Genomic DNA, 14,291 nt, shown 5'->3' with positions numbered 1-14,291 from the left:
GCGGAATATTTTTCCGCAATAGCCTATGCAAACCAGTGAACGCCTGAAGGGGGTCGATGTCTTCGTGGCCGTGGCCCAGGCCGGCAGCTTCGTCCGCGCGGCCCAGCGCCTGCACCTGACCGGATCGGCCGTCGGCAAGGCCATCGCCCGCCTCGAGGCGCGCCTGAACGCGCGCCTGTTCGAGCGCAGCACGCGCCGGCTGGCGCTGACCGACGCCGGCGCCCGTTTCCTGGCCGCCTGCACCCGGGTGCTCGGCGAACTCGAGGAAGCCGAGCATGCATTGCACGCCGAGGGCGACCTGCTGGCCGGGCGGCTGCGGGTCGACCTGCCGGCCACCTATGGACGCCTGATCGTATTGCCGGTGCTGACGGCTTTCCTGCAGCGTTATCCGCGTATCAAGCCGGTGCTGTCCTTCACCGACCGCTATGTCGACCTCGAGGACGAAGGCATTGACGTGACGGTGCGCATCGGCAGTCCGGAAGCCTGGTCGCCCGCGCTCGGCCACTGCCTGCTGGGCCAGGACCGCAAGGTGTTCTGCGCGGCGCCTTCCTACCTCGCGGCGCACGGCGCACCGGCCTCGGTCGAAGACCTGGTGGAACACGCGGTGATCATGTACGGCAAGGCCGACAGCCGCGTCAGTCCCTTGCTGATCCGGCGCGGCAACGCCCTGGTCGAGCAGCGCGCTTTCGATGCGCGGATCGTCGCCGGCGACGCCGAAGCCCAGGCCGAGCTGACCGTGGCGGGGCTCGGCATCGCCCAGCTGTCGACCTGGCTGATCGAGCGCCACCTGGCGGACGGCAGCCTGGTCGAGGTGCTGCCGGACTATGCGACGCCCGGCCTGACAATGCACGTGGTGTGGCCGAAGGCGAAACAGGACGTGCCGCGCGTGCGCGAGCTGGTCGACGTCTTGCGCGCGGCGCTGTCGGAGCCGGCGGCGTAACACTGCCATCTGGAGTGCACCGCGATTGTCCCGCGGAACGGGCGAAATCGATGCTTGATAAACCACGAATCCATCCTAAGCTGGAAGGCTCCAGTGGTTTTTTCCACATCTTTCTCAGGAGAACATCATGCTGCAAACCGCCGAAATCCAGCAACGTTTCATGAACGTCCAGCAGGTCGTGAACCAGGCCGAGCAAGTCTGCCAGAGCGACCAGAGCGTCCCCAGCGAAATCCGCGACTGCATCCACAAGATCGCCGAGGAAGCCGGGCGCGCGCAAAGCGTCATGCAGTCGAACGACCAGTCGAGCATGATCCAGTGCATCGACGACCTGGAAGCCATGGGCGACGAGGCCAAGCGCGTCTGCACCTCGACCAGGCCTTCACCGCAAGTGCAATCCGTCGTCGTGCGCGTGCACGACGAGCTGTCGAACCTGAAGCACCAGCTGCACTGAGCCTTTAAACCACACCCCGCTCGCGCAAGGCCGCGATCTCTTCCTCGCTCCTGCCCAGCATCTCGCGCAATACTTCCGTCGTGTGCTGGCCCAGCAGGGGCGGGGCCATCCCGCTGGTCGCAGGAGTGGCCGACATCCGGATCGGATTGCGCACCAGCTTGACCTGACCCGCGCTCGGATGCGGCAGGTCGATCGCCATCGCACGCGCCTGCACCTGCTCGTTGGCGAACACTTCGCCGACGTCGTTGATCGGCCCGCAGGGCACGCCTTTTTCTTCCAGCAGGGCGATCCATGCGTCGCGCGGTTTCGTCCTGACCATCTCGGCCAGCAGCGGCACCAGCACATCGCGGTTCTGTACGCGCAGCGGATTGGTGGCGAAGCGCGGATCGCCGGCCAGCTCGGGCCGGCCGCCGGCCTCGACGAACTTCTGGTACTGGCCGTCGTTGCCGGTGGCGACGATGATGTGGCCATCCGCGCAGGCAAAGGTCTGGTAGGGCACGATGTTGGCGTGGGCATTGCCCCAGCGCTTGGGCGGCTTGCCGCTGTTGAGGTAATTGCTGCCGACATTGGCCAGCATCGCCACCTGCGTGTCTAACAGCGCCATGTCGATGTGCTGGCCCTCGCCCGTGCGGTCGCGGTGGGTGAGGGCGGCCAGCACGGCCACCGTCGCGTACATGCCGGTCATGAGGTCGGTCAGCGCGACGCCGGCCTTTTGCGGACCGCCGCCGGGCAGGTCGTCGCGCTCGCCGGTGACCGACATCAGGCCGCCCATGCCCTGGATCAGGAAGTCGTAACCCGCGCGGTGGGCGTAGGGACCGTCCTGGCCGAAGCCGGTGATCGAGCAGTACACCAGGTCGGGCTTGATTGCCTTGAGTGAGTCATAGTCGAGGCCATAGCGCTTCAGGTGGCCGACCTTGAAGTTCTCGAGCACCACGTCGCAATGCAGCACCAGCTCGCGCAGCAGGGCCTGGCCTTCGCTGCTCGCGATGTCGACCGTGAGCGAGCGCTTGCCGCGGTTGGCCGACAGGTAATAGGCCGCTTCCTGCGTATCGTTGCCCTGCGCATCCCTGGCATATGGCGGACCCCAGGCGCGGGTGTCGTCGCCGGCGCCGGGGCGCTCGATCTTGATCACGTCGGCGCCGAGGTCGGCCAGGTTCTGCGAGCACCAGGGGCCGGCCAGCACGCGCGACAGGTCGAGCACGCGGATGTGGCCGAGGGCTTTCGGCAGCGCTGAGGGGGGAGAGGTGGATAGCGTCATGACGTTCTTTGCGCGGCAACAAGGAAGGCTGATTATAGCTGGCAGGAACGAAACGGCATTGTGAGTGGACGAGCGCTTGGCTCGTAGGCGCAGTCTGTATCGCTTCACTGATGATTCAGACCTGCCTTCATCGTTCGTCACCTTTTGAGAGCTCAAGGGACGGGGAGGATTGGTGAGTGCTAAGATGCTGGATGGTTCGCGATATTACCTCTCAAAAGTACTTCAATCAGCATTGCATCACGTTGGAGATCGGATCGTCAATTACTGACGACGAGTTTGATACATTTAACAATGTGGATTTACTTGCTCGTCTCACTGGTGCACCCGATCGAAGCACCATCCTTGTTTCGCGGGGTATAGGGGCAGTTGATACGCTCAACCTCAAAGTGCACAATGAGGTGTTTCAGTATCCGTCAGAATATTTCATCATTAACAACGGTGGAGAACTCAGGTTTCAGCTGATCGTCGATTCAATCTATGTTCGTAAAGAAGATCAGGACAAAGGCATTGGCGTCAGGTCGGTAATGATCAGTATCGACCAGGCAAAAGAATTGGGTTTTCATTCAGTTGGCTTGGAAGCTGCCGGCAGTGCAAGCAATCGAAGCATGTTTTTCGGTTATCACGTCTGGCCATCTTTGGGTTTCGATGCAGATTTGCCAAGCGTGATATTGAGCAAGCTTCCTGACGAGCTTCAGTGGTGCGCGCGGGTATCTGATTTGATGCAGGCAGATGGAGGGCCTGATTGGTGGTACTATAACGGGGTAGGACTCGAATTGACGTTCGAACTTGACGATGATAGTGTGAGTTGGAAACTTCTGCATGAGTACGCCAAGGCGAGGGGGATTTCAATATGACAAGAAAATTTTTGCAAGCGCTATCGCAGCTCAAATCGACTTCGCTTGAAGAGGTACGTGCACAGCGTAGGGAGCGTGATACTCCCCAGCATGGAGCAGTTGCCTTTCAGGCAGATGTTTACCGCAGACGGCGAGCTGGGACAATTGTCACCTTCTCCAAGCCTCGTACTGCTGAGCATTGATAAAAAGCCACGATCTTCGTGGCTTTTTTGCTAATAATGAAATAGGCCCTTCTTAGGAGAAAGCGCCGTAGCGCTCTCCGTTAATTGCAGTTGCTTACGTCCCGGACTGCACTACCGCAACCGAATCGGCCTCCCCCTGGCTATCGCCACCCGCCACCGCCTGGCGCCCTTCGGCCTCGGCCAGCAGCGCGCAGCGCTCGGCCTTCTCGGCATTGCGCAACTCGACATAACGCCGCAGCGCATCGTCCAGCGCTGGCAACAGCGCGCCGCGTTCGCTGTGCAGCGACGAGTAGGCCGGCCGCGCCGCAGTGAAGCCGAATTCCTCCGCCGGCTTCGCTTCCAGCGTCGATGCATCGACGCCGGCCAGCCCGGCCGCGCGCCGCGCCAGCTCGGCCCAGGTCAATTCTCCCTTGTTGGCGAGGTGCCAGATGCCGGCTTCGCGGTCCACGGCCAGGTCCAGGCAGGCGTGCACCAGGTCGGGCACATAGGTCGGCGTGATGGTCATGTCGCCGGCCGCCACGAAGGCGTCGCCGCGCTCCAGGGCATCGAGCGCCTGGGTCACGAAGTTGTGCTGGTCCCACGGCCCGAAGAAGGCGCTGGTGCGCACCACCAGCGCGCCCGGGTGATTGGCCAGCACCGCGCGTTCGGCGTCGAGCTTGCTGCGGCCGTAGACGTTGAGGGGATTCGGCGTATCCGATTCGACGTAGGGACGCTCGTTGCGCCCGTCGAACACCAGGTCGCTCGAGAAGGTGGTCAGGTGGATGGCGTGGCGCGCGCAGGCGGCGGCCAGGATGGCGGCGCCGTGCGTGTTCTCGCGCTGGCAGCGTTCCATGTCGTGCTCGGCGTCGTCGACCCGCACATAGCCGCAGGTATTGACCACCGCCCACGGCTTGTGCCGCGCCAGCGCGCGCTCGACCGAGTCGGCGTCGGCGATGTCCATGTCCTGGCGCGACAGCAGCTTGTAGGCCAGGTTGCGCTTGTCGCAGATGCGGGCGAAGGCGCGGCCCAGGGTGCCGGTCGCGCCCAGGATCAGGATCGGCGCGGCGTCGCTGCCCACCAGGCGGTGGCCGTCGGCCGCGATCGAGGTGAGGGCGGCCGGCGTGGCCACCGGCTGCTGGCACAGGAAGCGGCCCGGCCGGCGCCACCAGCCCTGGGCGCGCAGCACCGGGTGCGACAGCGGCGCGCCGCTCGACAGTTCGCGCATCATGTTCGCCAGCGCGGTCGGCCGCGGCAGCGGCGAGCGCACGTCGAGCGGGCCCGGTTCGTAGTAGCCGCGGTCGACCGTCACCAGGCTGTTCCAGTCGAAGGAGCCGAGCAGGGCCCACACCGTGACGGCGCGCACGTCGACGCCGTTGTCGCGCGACTGCTGGGCCGCTTCCCAGATCTCGAGCAGCCAGCGCATCTGGTCTTCGCGGTTGGCGTCGATGTGGGCTTCGGTGATGGCCAGCGGGATGCGATAGCGCTCCCAGATCTCGGACAGCAGCGGGGCGATGCCGGGCGTCGGCGTGGCCAGCACGCGCGAGGCTTCGATGTCGGCGCAGGGAATGCCGTCGGCCACGCCGCGGTGGTGCGCCGGATAGCGCTCGGGGCGGTGGTCCAGCCAGCGCTCGCTGGTGACATAGTAATTGACGCCGATGAGGTCGGGCGGGCAGGGGTTGTCGCGGAACCACAGGATGTCCTCTGGCCTGGCGCCGCTCTTGAGCAGGTAGTTCCACAGCTTGTGCTCGGGCCCGACCATGCCGCACAGCAGGTCCCAGCCCAGCCAGCGGCGCTCGTTGTAGAACTCGGCCACGTGGCTGAGCTCCGGCGTGCTGTAGGTCTTGCCGAGGTCGTCGGTCTGCACCAGTTTCGCGTTCGGGTTGACGGCGCGGATGGCGCGCATCGACAGCACGGTGGCGCGGCACTGGTTGAGCAGGGCGTCGATGAAGGTGCGGTCGTCGCGGCCGTGCGGATACCACACGCCATACAGGCCGGCGAAGCGCGCCGTGGTGCAGATCTCGTTGACCGGGGTATAGAACTCGAGCCAGGGGTAGCGCGCGGCGACGGCGCCGGCGTAGTCGGCCAGCTCTTGCGCGAAACCGGGATCGACCAGGCTCGTGTGGCGCGGGCCGCTGCCATGGTGGATCAGTCCGGCGATCGGGGTGACGCCAGCCTCTCGCAGGGCGGCCAGGCGCTCGTCCGGCCAGCGCCAGTCGGCGCCGTCGACGCCATCGGGGGCGGTGCGTTCCCACAGGATGGGGTAGCGGATGGCGCGGATGCCGAGCGCGGCGAAGCGCTCGATGTCGCAGGCGCGTCCGCTATGGCCGTTGCGGTCCAGCTGGCTGAAGTAGGTGTCCTGCACGCGGTTGACCGTGCATTCGAGGCCGCCCCAGAGTTCGAGGGGGTGTGCTGGGCTGTTCGTGCTCTTGTTCATGGTGGTCTTGAATCCTTAATTTTATGACAACAAAGTTTCGACAATGCGGCGCTACCGACGTTCAAACTGCGTGGGGAGAGCCCTGCCTGCCGAGTCACGGTGCGGGTAGCGGTTGACAGCGGAGCGCCAACCTGCAACCATGCGGTCCATGATCTTTCCGAAAGCACATCTCATTCTTGCCTGGTGGCGCCGCTCCTAGCGCGCGGCCCCGGAAATGATGTGCATTTCAGCTAACGCCGCCTCGATTTGGGTGGCGTTTTTTCTTTGACGCAGGACAATCGAGGCATCTACCAAGGAATCTCGATGACCCTGCAACAAACTACCGCTCCTGCTTCTGCTTCCGCTCCTGGAAGCCAGATCATCCTGACCGGCGACCGTCCGACCGGTCCGCTGCACCTCGGCCACTTCGTGGGCAGCCTGCGCGATCGCGTGACCTACCAGCACCAGTACCGCCAATTCGTCATGCTGGCCGATTCGCAGGCCCTGACCGACAATATGGATGACCTGAGTAAGGTACACCGGAACGTGCTGGAGGTGGCGCTCGATTACCTTGCCGTAGGGATCGACCCGGCCAAGACCACGATCTTCATCCAGTCGCAGATTCCGGAACTGACCGAGCTGACCTTCTATTACCTGAACCTGGTGACCGTCGCGCGCCTCGAGCGCAACCCGACCGTGAAGGCGGAAATCGTCCTGCGCGGCTTCGAGCGCGACATCCCGGCCGGCTTCCTGACCTATCCGGCCAGCCAGGCCGCCGACATCACCGCCTTCAAGGCCGGCGTGGTGCCGGTGGGCGAAGACCAGATCCCGATGATCGAGCAGTGCAACGAGATCGTGCGCCGCTTCAACCGCATCGTCGGCCGCGACATCCTGGTCGAGGCCAAGGCCTTCGTGCCGGAAGTCGGCCGCCTGCCGGGTATCGACGGCAAGGCCAAGATGAGCAAGTCGCTCGGCAACACCATCAACCTGGGCGCCAGCGCCGACGAGATCCGCGCCGCGGTCAAGAACGTGTACACCGACCCGCTGCACCTGAAGGTGTCGGATCCAGGGCATATCGAGGGCAACGTCGCCTTCAGCTACCTGGACGCTTTCGACACCGACAAGGAAGGCCTGGCCGAGATGAAGGCGCACTACCAGCGCGGCGGCCTGGGCGACAGCATCGTCAAGAAGCGCCTCGAAGGCATCCTGCAAGACCTGCTGGCGCCGATCCGCGCTCGCCGCGAAGAGTTCGCCAAGGATCCGGCCCAGGTGATGAAGATGCTGCAGGAAGGCACCCTCAAGGCGCGCGAAGTGGCGGCCGCGACCACCGACGAGGTCAAGAAGGCGCTGGGCCTGTCCTACTTCTGATGAGGGCACGGGTATCGCTGCGCGATACCTGCGGTAGCGCAACCCGTGCCTCTGATAACTATCAGTAGCACGGAGCCGGCGACGATGGCAAGCTGCGGGCTTGTCCATCGCCGAGGAGCGCTTCATGAGCAAAGGCTTGCGCCTGACCGAACAATGGATGCAGCGGGCCTTGTGGCTCGTCGCCTTCGTCTTCGCCGGCTTCCTGATCGGCCTGGGCGGCCTGGTCGTGCAGCAGCTGCGCGACGTCGAAGAGCCGCTGACGGTCGAGCAGTTCATGAACCCGGCCCTGGTCGGCAAGCTGCGCGCCGAGATGGACAGCGAGCGCGCGCGCATCGAAGGCGCACGCACGCGCCTCGAGCAGGCCAGCCAGAAGCATGCCGTGGCGCAGTCGAACACGCGCTCGGCGCGCTCGACCTTCGACAACTGGCTCGCGACCCGGCAGGCCACCGCGCGGCCCGAGCAAGACCCCGAACTGATCAAGCGTACCCAGGGCCTGGAGGCCCTGGAGCGCGCTGAACGCGCCGCCCTGGCGGCGGTGGAAGGCGAACAGCAGACGATGCTGGACGCCACCCAGGCCTACGAGCGCGCCAACCTGCGCTGGAACGCCCTGCAGGAACCGGCGCAGCAGGCCTTCGCCGACGAAGTCGAGGCGCGCGAGCTGCGCGTCTTTCTGTATCGCCTGGCATTGACCTTGCCGCTGCTGCTGGCGGCCGGCTGGCTGTTCCGGCACAAGCGCAAGACGCCGGACTGGCCGTTCGCCTGGGGCTTCATCATCTTTGCCCTGTTCACCTTTTTCTTCGAGCTGGTGCCCTACCTGCCGAGCTATGGCGGCTATGTGCGCTACATCGTCGGCATCATCCTCACCGTGGTCGCGGGGCGCTACGCCGTCGCATGGCTGCAGGGCTACCTGGCGCGCCAGAAGCTGGCCGAGGCATTGCCCGACGCCGAGCGGCGCCAGGGGATGCGTTACGACCTCGTCCAGGCGCGCCTGACGAAAAGCGTGTGCCCCGGTTGCGAGCGCGCCGTCGACCTCAAGGATGGCAAGACCGACTTCTGCCCGCACTGCGGCATCGGCCTGTTCAACCGATGCGGCGCTTGCACGACCCGCAAGAATGCGTTCGCGCGCTTTTGCTTCGCCTGCGGGACGGCGGCCAACACCACGCTGGCCGATTAGGCGGCCAGCGCCGTGCGACAGGGTCAGTCGCGCAGGTCGGCCGGCACCTTGCCGCCGTTGGCGGCCAGCTTGTTCATCACCTGGCGGTGCAGCCAGATGTTCATTTTGGCCGAGTCGCCCGTGTCGCCGGTGTAGTTCAGCTCGGCGGCCAGTTCCTTGCGCGACTGCAGGCTGCTGTCCAGGCCGAGCAGCTTGAGCAGGTCGACGATCGAGGTGCGCCAGTTCAGCTGCTGGCCGGACGACTTCTGCATATCGTTCAGGATCTGCTCGACGTCGACTTGCTGCATCGGGGCGGCGGCCGGAGCGGCGGAAGCGGCGGGAGCGGCAGCCGGTGCGCCTGGCGCGGGCGCGGCTTGCGGCTGCGGCGCGGCGCTCGGGGCTGCCGGTGCGGCCGCTGGCGCGGCGGTCGTTGCGGCAGGCGCCGCATCTTTCTTACCTGGGAAAATTTTGTGGAAAATATTGCTCAGGATACCCACGGGACCCTCCTTTTCTGGTGATTGTTTACGGATATTGTTTGCCATATAGCCGAGCGCGACCGCCAGCGCGGCGCCGCCGGCAGCCTTGATCAAGGTCGGATGCTCGGCATAGAAGTCGCTCATGCGATCGACAATGCCAGGGTTCTGTTGTTGCGCCTTTTCAGCCAGTTCTTGCACTTGCTCAGGCGAGACCTGGGCCGCCTGTTCCGGTGTCACCTGGGAGGTGTTGCCACCGAAGATCTTGCCGAGCGCACCGCCAGCCACCGAGGACAGCAGGCCGCCGCCGGCGCCGCCGATCAGGTTGTTGAGCATGCCGGCGCGCTGGTCGGGATTGCTCTGGCCGAACAGCTGGCTGACCATCTGGGGGAAGGGCGGGGTCTGGTCCGAGCGCAAGGCGCTGGCGATGCCCTGGGCGATGCTGGCGCGGGGCGCGTTTTGCGCCACCTGGTCGAAGTCGTCGGCAGCCTTGCCATTATTGGCGACGGCGCCGCCAATATACTGCTGCAATAAGTTTCCTAAATCGAAAGCCATGTCATCTCCTACGTGATGTGATACCTGTGATTGCTCAGCGTAGGCGTTTGGTATCGCCGGCTCTGTTCGATGACGAACCCAGGAAGGGTATTCATCGACGATCGGCCCATATTTGCCCAGTGGACATTTGCAAGCCGGGAGCGGTAAGCTGTCGCCATGCCCTACCTGCCGCTCGTCATCTTCCTCGCCGTCTACCTGTTCGCCAGCCTGGCCTGGGATATGTCCCAGCTGGTCGGCGCGGCCTACCTGACGACCAGCCTGACCTGCTTCGTCGCCTACGCCATCGACAAGTCGGCGGCGCGTGCGCAGTCCTGGCGCACGCCGGAAAGCACCTTGCTGATCCTGGGCCTGGTCGGCGGCTGGCCCGGCGCCTTGCTGGCCCAACAATGGTTGCGCCACAAAAGCAGCAAGCCATCGTTCCAGCGCAAGTTCCAGCTGACGGTGGCGCTGAACCTGGGCGCCTTCGCCTGGCTGGCCTGGCGCTTCGGCGTGCCGGCCTGATCGTCGAAAGGAGGATCGCATGTGGCCTTACCCCCGTATCCTGGCCCACCGCGGCGGCGGCACCCTGGCGCCCGAGAATACCTATGCCGGACTGCGCTGCGGGATGCAGGCCGGCTTTCGCGCGATCGAGTTCGACGTCATGCTGGCGCGCGACGGCGTGCCGGTGTTGATGCACGATCCCGGCCTGGGCCGCACGGTGAAGGGCAGCGGCAGCGTGTTCGAGCACGATGCCGGCGATCTCGTGGCGATGGATGCCGGCGCCTGGTTCGGCCCGGCGTTCGTCGGTGAACCGGTGCCGCTGTTTACCGAGTTCGCGCGCCGCTGCAGGGAGCAGGGCGTGTGGATGAATATCGAGATCAAGCCGGCGCCCGGGTTCGAAGCGGAAACCGGCGCGGTCGTGGCCGCGCTTGCCGCCGACCTGTTCGCCGCCGAACTCGCGGCCGGAGACATGGCCCGGGTTCCGCTGCTGTCCTCGTTCAGCGACGTGGCGCTGGCCAGCGCGCGCCTGGCCGCGCCGCAACTCCCACGCGCCTGCCTGATCAGCGCGCTGGGGCCGGATTGGGAGCTGCGCGCCCGGGCGCTGGACGCGGTTGCCATCCACACCAATCACCAGCACCTGGGGCCGCAGATGGCGCGGGCGGTGAAGGAAACGGGTTTGGGCCTGTTCTGCTATACGGTCAACGATCCCGGCCGTGCACGCACCTTGCTGGACTGGGGCGTGGATGCCTTCTGCACCGACCGCATCGACCTGATCGGGCCGGACTTCGCCTGAGATACTTTCGGCTCAGCAATATATTTGTGAGGCGGCCTCAAGAATGGAGGCCGGGGAGACGTTAAGTACAGACGATCTCTTTGAAGCAGCTAGCATGGCACCCTCGACCACCATTATCCCGTTCACTTCGCATGGCGAAGACACCCAGGCCGCCGTCAGCCACTGGCTCGGCCAGGTCGCGATGGCCGGCGTGCGCCGGTCCGCCATCGAGGCGGATGGCGAGGCGCGCTCCCGCATCCTGCGGCAAGCCGCAATGACGATGCTGGCCCCGGTCGAGCCCAGGACGCGCGCGATCTCGAACCTGCTGCGCTGAATCCGTTGTTGCTGGCAAGTTGTCAATATTAGTGGGACTGATATTGACGGCGGCGGCTAGGCTATAATCGTTCCTTTATACGGCACGCTGCCTCATTCCGCCCTCCAACAGACATGAAATCCTCAGACATTCGCGAAAAGTTCCTGAAGTTCTTTGAATCCAAAGGCCATTCCATCGTGCGTTCCAGCCCGCTGGTGCCTGGCAATGACCCGACCATGCTGTTGACCAATAGCGGAATGGTGCAGTTCAAGGATGTGTTCCTGGGCCTGGATTCGCGCCCGTATTCGCGCGCGACCTCGGTCCAGCGCTGCGTGCGCGCCGGCGGCAAGCACAACGACCTGGAAAACGTCGGCTACACCGCGCGCCACCACACCTTCTTTGAAATGCTGGGCAACTTCAGCTTCGGCGACTATTTCAAGCGCGATGCGATCCAGTATGCCTGGGAACTGCTGACGAAGGTCTATGGCCTGCCGGCCGAGAAGCTGACGGTCACCGTCTATTTCGAGGACGACGAAGCCTACGATATCTGGGCCAACGAGATCGGGGTGCCGAAAGAGCGCATCATCCGCATCGGCGACAACAAGGGCGCGCGCTACGCCTCGGACAACTTCTGGCAGATGGCCGACACCGGCCCATGCGGCCCGTGCACCGAGATCTTCTATGACCACGGCGCCGACATCTGGGGCGGTCCTCCGGGCTCGCCCGAAGAAGACGGCGACCGCTTCATCGAGATCTGGAACCTGGTGTTCATGCAGTTCAACCGCGACGAGGCGGGCAAGTTGACCCCGCTGCCGAAGCCGTCGATCGACACCGGCATGGGCATGGAGCGTCTGGCCGCCGTGCTGCAGCACGTGCACAGCAACTACGAGATCGACCTGTTCCAGAATTTGATCCGCGCCGCCGCGCGCGAGACCGGCATCGACGAGCTGGGCAACAACTCGCTCAAGGTCATCGCCGACCACATCCGCTCGGCCTCGTTCATGATCGTCGACGGCATCATCCCGAGCAGCGAAGGCCACGGCTACGTCCTGCGCCGCATCATCCGCCGCGCGCTGCGCCACGGGCACAAGCTGGGCCAGACGAAACCGTTCTTCTACAAGCTGGTGGCCGACCTCGACCTCGAGATGGGCGAAGCCTATCCGGAACTGCGCGACGCGAAAGACCGCGTGGCGCAAGTGCTGAAGGCCGAGGAAGAACGTTTCGGCGAGACGCTGGAAAACGGCATGAAGATCCTGGAAGCCCAGCTGGCCAAGGATCCGAAGAACCTCGACGGCGCCACCGCCTTCACCCTGTACGACACCTATGGCTTCCCGCTCGACCTGACCGCCGACATCTGCCGCGAGCGCAACGTCACGCTCGACGAGGCCGGCTTCGCCGCCGCCATGGAGCAGCAGAAGAAGACCGCGCGCGCCGCCGGCAAGTTCAAGATGGCCGCCAACGTCGAGTATGCGGGCGAAAAGACCAAGTTCGTCGGCTACGAATCGCTGGCCCACAACACCCACGTGCTGGCGCTGTACGCCGACGGCGTGAAAGTGGACGAGCTGAAGGCTGGCCAGGCCGGCATCGTCGTGCTCGACACCACCCCGTTCTATGCCGAATCGGGCGGCCAGGTCGGCGACCAGGGCGTGATTGGCAGCGCAGGTTCACGCTTCGAGGTCGAGGACACGCTCAAGATCCAGGCCGACGTGTTCGGCCACCACGGCGTGCTGCGCGAGGGTTCGCTGAAGGTCGGCGACACCGTCGACGCGCAGGTCGACACCGTCAAGCGCGGCCGCACCATCCGCAACCACTCGGCCACCCACCTGATGCACAAGGCCTTGCGCGAAGTGCTGGGCAGCCACGTGCAGCAGAAGGGTTCGCTGGTCGATCCGGACAAGACCCGCTTCGACTTCAGCCACCCGCAAGCCCTGACCGCCGACGAAATCGCCAAGGTCGAAGCCATCGTCAACCGCGAGATCCTGGAGAACCATCCGACCCAGTCACACCACATGTCGTTCGACGACGCCGTCAAGCATGGCGCGATGGCGCTGTTCGGCGAGAAGTACGGCGACACCGTGCGCGTGCTGGACATCGGTTCGTCGAAAGAGCTGTGCGGCGGCGTGCACGTGACCCGCACCGGCGACATCGGCCTGTTCAAGATCGTGTCGGAAGGCGGCGTTGCCGCCGGCATCCGCCGCGTCGAAGCGGTGACGGGCGAGGGCGCCCTGGCCCTGGTGCAGTCGATCAACCGCAAGCTGGTCGAAGCGGCCGGCGCGCTCAAGACCAGCCCGGACGAGCTGACGGCCCGCATCGCCCAGGTCCAGGATCAGGTCAAGGTCCTGGAAAAGGAAGTCGCCGCGCTGAAGTCGAAGCTGGCGGCCGGCCAGGGCGACGAGCTGGTGAGCAAGGCGGTCGACGTCAACGGCATCAAGGTGCTGGCGGCAACGATGGAAGGCGCCGACGTGGCCACCCTGCGCGAAGCCATGGACAAGCTGAAGGACAAGCTGCAGACGGCCGCCATCGTGCTGGCCAGCGTGGCGGACGGCAAGGTCAGCCTGATCGCGGGCGTGACCAAGGATGCCACCGGTAAAGTGAAAGCCGGCGAGCTGGTGAACTTCGTCGCGCAGCAGGTGGGCGGCAAGGGCGGCGGCCGTCCTGATATGGCGCAAGCAGGCGGCACCGATCCGTCGGGCCTGCCGGCGGCGCTGGCCGGCGTGGCCGGCTGGGTCGGCGAACGCGCCTGATCGTTCCGTCTCTTGGCTTGACCATCGACGCCACCTTCGGGTGGCGTTTTGCATGCGCCGCACGAAACCTGGACTGAAGTGGTAACACTTTGTTTTGATGGTCGTTTCGACTATTGCGCGCCCTGATTCGGACCGCATCTAGGAGGCGTGCTGCACCGCTGCGGTGCCGATTTGTGAGCACCGAGTACACAGTCAATGTTATTTGGTCAAGCATTTCACATTGTGGTTGCAATCCTGCAACAATGTGTGACTATTTTGGTGCGGTGCGTCATACTGCCCGAATTGGAGTAGTATGCGACTGAAGTTGGACCACTTAATCAAAGCAGGTAATGCGATGAGCGATATCACTTTTGAAA

Annotated in this window: 12 protein-coding genes; 9 read left to right on the top strand and 3 right to left on the bottom strand. The window is 64.7% G+C overall.

All coding sequences use genetic code 11. From position 1 onward, the window contains the following. The first annotated feature begins 25 nt into the window (after window positions 1–25). Entirely contained in the window at window positions 26–940 is a 915-nt protein-coding gene (locus ABIB42_RS14055; RefSeq protein ID WP_005668840.1) for a LysR substrate-binding domain-containing protein, read from the top strand. A 127-nt stretch (window positions 941–1,067) separates the two neighbouring features. Continuing rightward, entirely contained in the window at window positions 1,068–1,391 is a 324-nt protein-coding gene (locus tag ABIB42_RS14050; RefSeq protein ID WP_005668842.1) for a hypothetical protein, read from the top strand. 4 nt (window positions 1,392–1,395) lie between these two features. On the opposite strand, the gene ABIB42_RS14045 is transcribed toward ABIB42_RS14050, so the two are convergent. Further along, the gene (locus ABIB42_RS14045) at window positions 1,396–2,649 is read right to left on the bottom strand and encodes a CaiB/BaiF CoA transferase family protein (RefSeq protein WP_005668845.1); all 1,254 of its coding nucleotides are present in this window, start codon (window positions 2,647–2,649) and stop codon (window positions 1,396–1,398) included. 191 nt (window positions 2,650–2,840) lie between these two features. Between ABIB42_RS14045 and ABIB42_RS14040 the strand changes: the two genes are divergently transcribed. Further along, window positions 2,841–3,503: a hypothetical protein gene (locus ABIB42_RS14040; RefSeq protein WP_040777063.1), complete on the top strand. Its 663-nt coding sequence runs from the start codon at window positions 2,841–2,843 to the stop codon at window positions 3,501–3,503. A gap of 276 nt (window positions 3,504–3,779) precedes the next feature. Here the strand turns inward: ABIB42_RS14040 and ABIB42_RS14035 are convergent, their stop codons facing one another. Continuing rightward, complete coding sequence (locus ABIB42_RS14035; RefSeq protein ID WP_313633884.1) at window positions 3,780–6,098, bottom strand: family 1 glycosylhydrolase; 2,319 nt, start codon at window positions 6,096–6,098, stop codon at window positions 3,780–3,782. Between the two features lie 303 nt (window positions 6,099–6,401). Between ABIB42_RS14035 and trpS the strand changes: the two genes are divergently transcribed. Further along, on the top strand, window positions 6,402–7,445 hold the full coding sequence (gene trpS, locus ABIB42_RS14030; RefSeq protein ID WP_005668855.1) for a tryptophan--tRNA ligase: 1,044 nt from the start codon (window positions 6,402–6,404) through the stop codon (window positions 7,443–7,445). A gap of 124 nt (window positions 7,446–7,569) precedes the next feature. Next, window positions 7,570–8,619 (top strand): zinc ribbon domain-containing protein, encoded by a 1,050-nt coding sequence (locus tag ABIB42_RS14025; RefSeq protein WP_005668857.1) that lies wholly within the window; start codon window positions 7,570–7,572, stop codon window positions 8,617–8,619. 23 nt (window positions 8,620–8,642) lie between these two features. Here the strand turns inward: ABIB42_RS14025 and ABIB42_RS14020 are convergent, their stop codons facing one another. Beyond that, a complete protein-coding gene (locus tag ABIB42_RS14020; protein WP_040777446.1) occupies window positions 8,643–9,095 on the bottom strand; it encodes a DUF3597 domain-containing protein in 453 nt (150 codons plus the stop codon). Between the two features lie 687 nt (window positions 9,096–9,782). On the opposite strand from ABIB42_RS14020, the gene ABIB42_RS14015 reads away from it, so the two are divergent. From ABIB42_RS14015 to alaS, 4 genes are all read left to right on the top strand, one after another. Further along, a complete protein-coding gene (locus ABIB42_RS14015) occupies window positions 9,783–10,127 on the top strand; it encodes a DUF1294 domain-containing protein (RefSeq protein ID WP_005668861.1) in 345 nt (114 codons plus the stop codon). Window positions 10,128–10,146: 19 nt separating this feature from the next. Beyond that, window positions 10,147–10,899, top strand: a complete 753-nt coding sequence (gene ugpQ / locus ABIB42_RS14010; RefSeq protein ID WP_005668863.1) for a glycerophosphodiester phosphodiesterase — start codon at window positions 10,147–10,149, stop codon at window positions 10,897–10,899. A 94-nt stretch (window positions 10,900–10,993) separates the two neighbouring features. Continuing rightward, the gene (locus tag ABIB42_RS14005) at window positions 10,994–11,212 is read left to right on the top strand and encodes a hypothetical protein (protein WP_040777067.1); all 219 of its coding nucleotides are present in this window, start codon (window positions 10,994–10,996) and stop codon (window positions 11,210–11,212) included. Between the two features lie 113 nt (window positions 11,213–11,325). Next, entirely contained in the window at window positions 11,326–13,935 is a 2,610-nt protein-coding gene (alaS, locus tag ABIB42_RS14000) for an alanine--tRNA ligase (protein ID WP_313633888.1), read from the top strand. Window positions 13,936–14,291: the final 356 nt, after the last annotated feature.

The sequence above is a fragment of the Massilia sp. UYP32 genome (assembly GCF_050434365.1).
GTDB classification, from domain to species: domain Bacteria; phylum Pseudomonadota; class Gammaproteobacteria; order Burkholderiales; family Burkholderiaceae_D; genus Telluria; species Telluria timonae.
Note: the sequence above shows the minus strand (reverse complement) of the source record. Positions and strands in the feature narration are given on the sequence as shown.

What these genes read in the sequence shown, in the direction of transcription:
- ABIB42_RS14055 (WP_005668840.1), top strand. Translation starts at nt 26, where the DNA reads ATGCAAACCAGTGAACGCCTGAAGGGGGTCGATGTCTTCGTGGCCGTG.
- ABIB42_RS14050 (WP_005668842.1), top strand. Translation starts at nt 1,068, where the DNA reads ATGCTGCAAACCGCCGAAATCCAGCAACGTTTCATGAACGTCCAGCAG.
- ABIB42_RS14045 (WP_005668845.1), bottom strand. Translation starts at nt 2,649, where the DNA reads ATGACGCTATCCACCTCTCCCCCCTCAGCGCTGCCGAAAGCCCTCGGC.
- ABIB42_RS14040 (WP_040777063.1), top strand. Translation starts at nt 2,841, where the DNA reads ATGGTTCGCGATATTACCTCTCAAAAGTACTTCAATCAGCATTGCATC.
- ABIB42_RS14035 (WP_313633884.1), bottom strand. Translation starts at nt 6,098, where the DNA reads ATGAACAAGAGCACGAACAGCCCAGCACACCCCCTCGAACTCTGGGGC.
- trpS (WP_005668855.1), top strand. Translation starts at nt 6,402, where the DNA reads ATGACCCTGCAACAAACTACCGCTCCTGCTTCTGCTTCCGCTCCTGGA.
- ABIB42_RS14025 (WP_005668857.1), top strand. Translation starts at nt 7,570, where the DNA reads ATGAGCAAAGGCTTGCGCCTGACCGAACAATGGATGCAGCGGGCCTTG.
- ABIB42_RS14015 (WP_005668861.1), top strand. Translation starts at nt 9,783, where the DNA reads ATGCCCTACCTGCCGCTCGTCATCTTCCTCGCCGTCTACCTGTTCGCC.
- ugpQ (WP_005668863.1), top strand. Translation starts at nt 10,147, where the DNA reads ATGTGGCCTTACCCCCGTATCCTGGCCCACCGCGGCGGCGGCACCCTG.
- ABIB42_RS14005 (WP_040777067.1), top strand. Translation starts at nt 10,994, where the DNA reads ATGGCACCCTCGACCACCATTATCCCGTTCACTTCGCATGGCGAAGAC.
- alaS (WP_313633888.1), top strand. Translation starts at nt 11,326, where the DNA reads ATGAAATCCTCAGACATTCGCGAAAAGTTCCTGAAGTTCTTTGAATCC.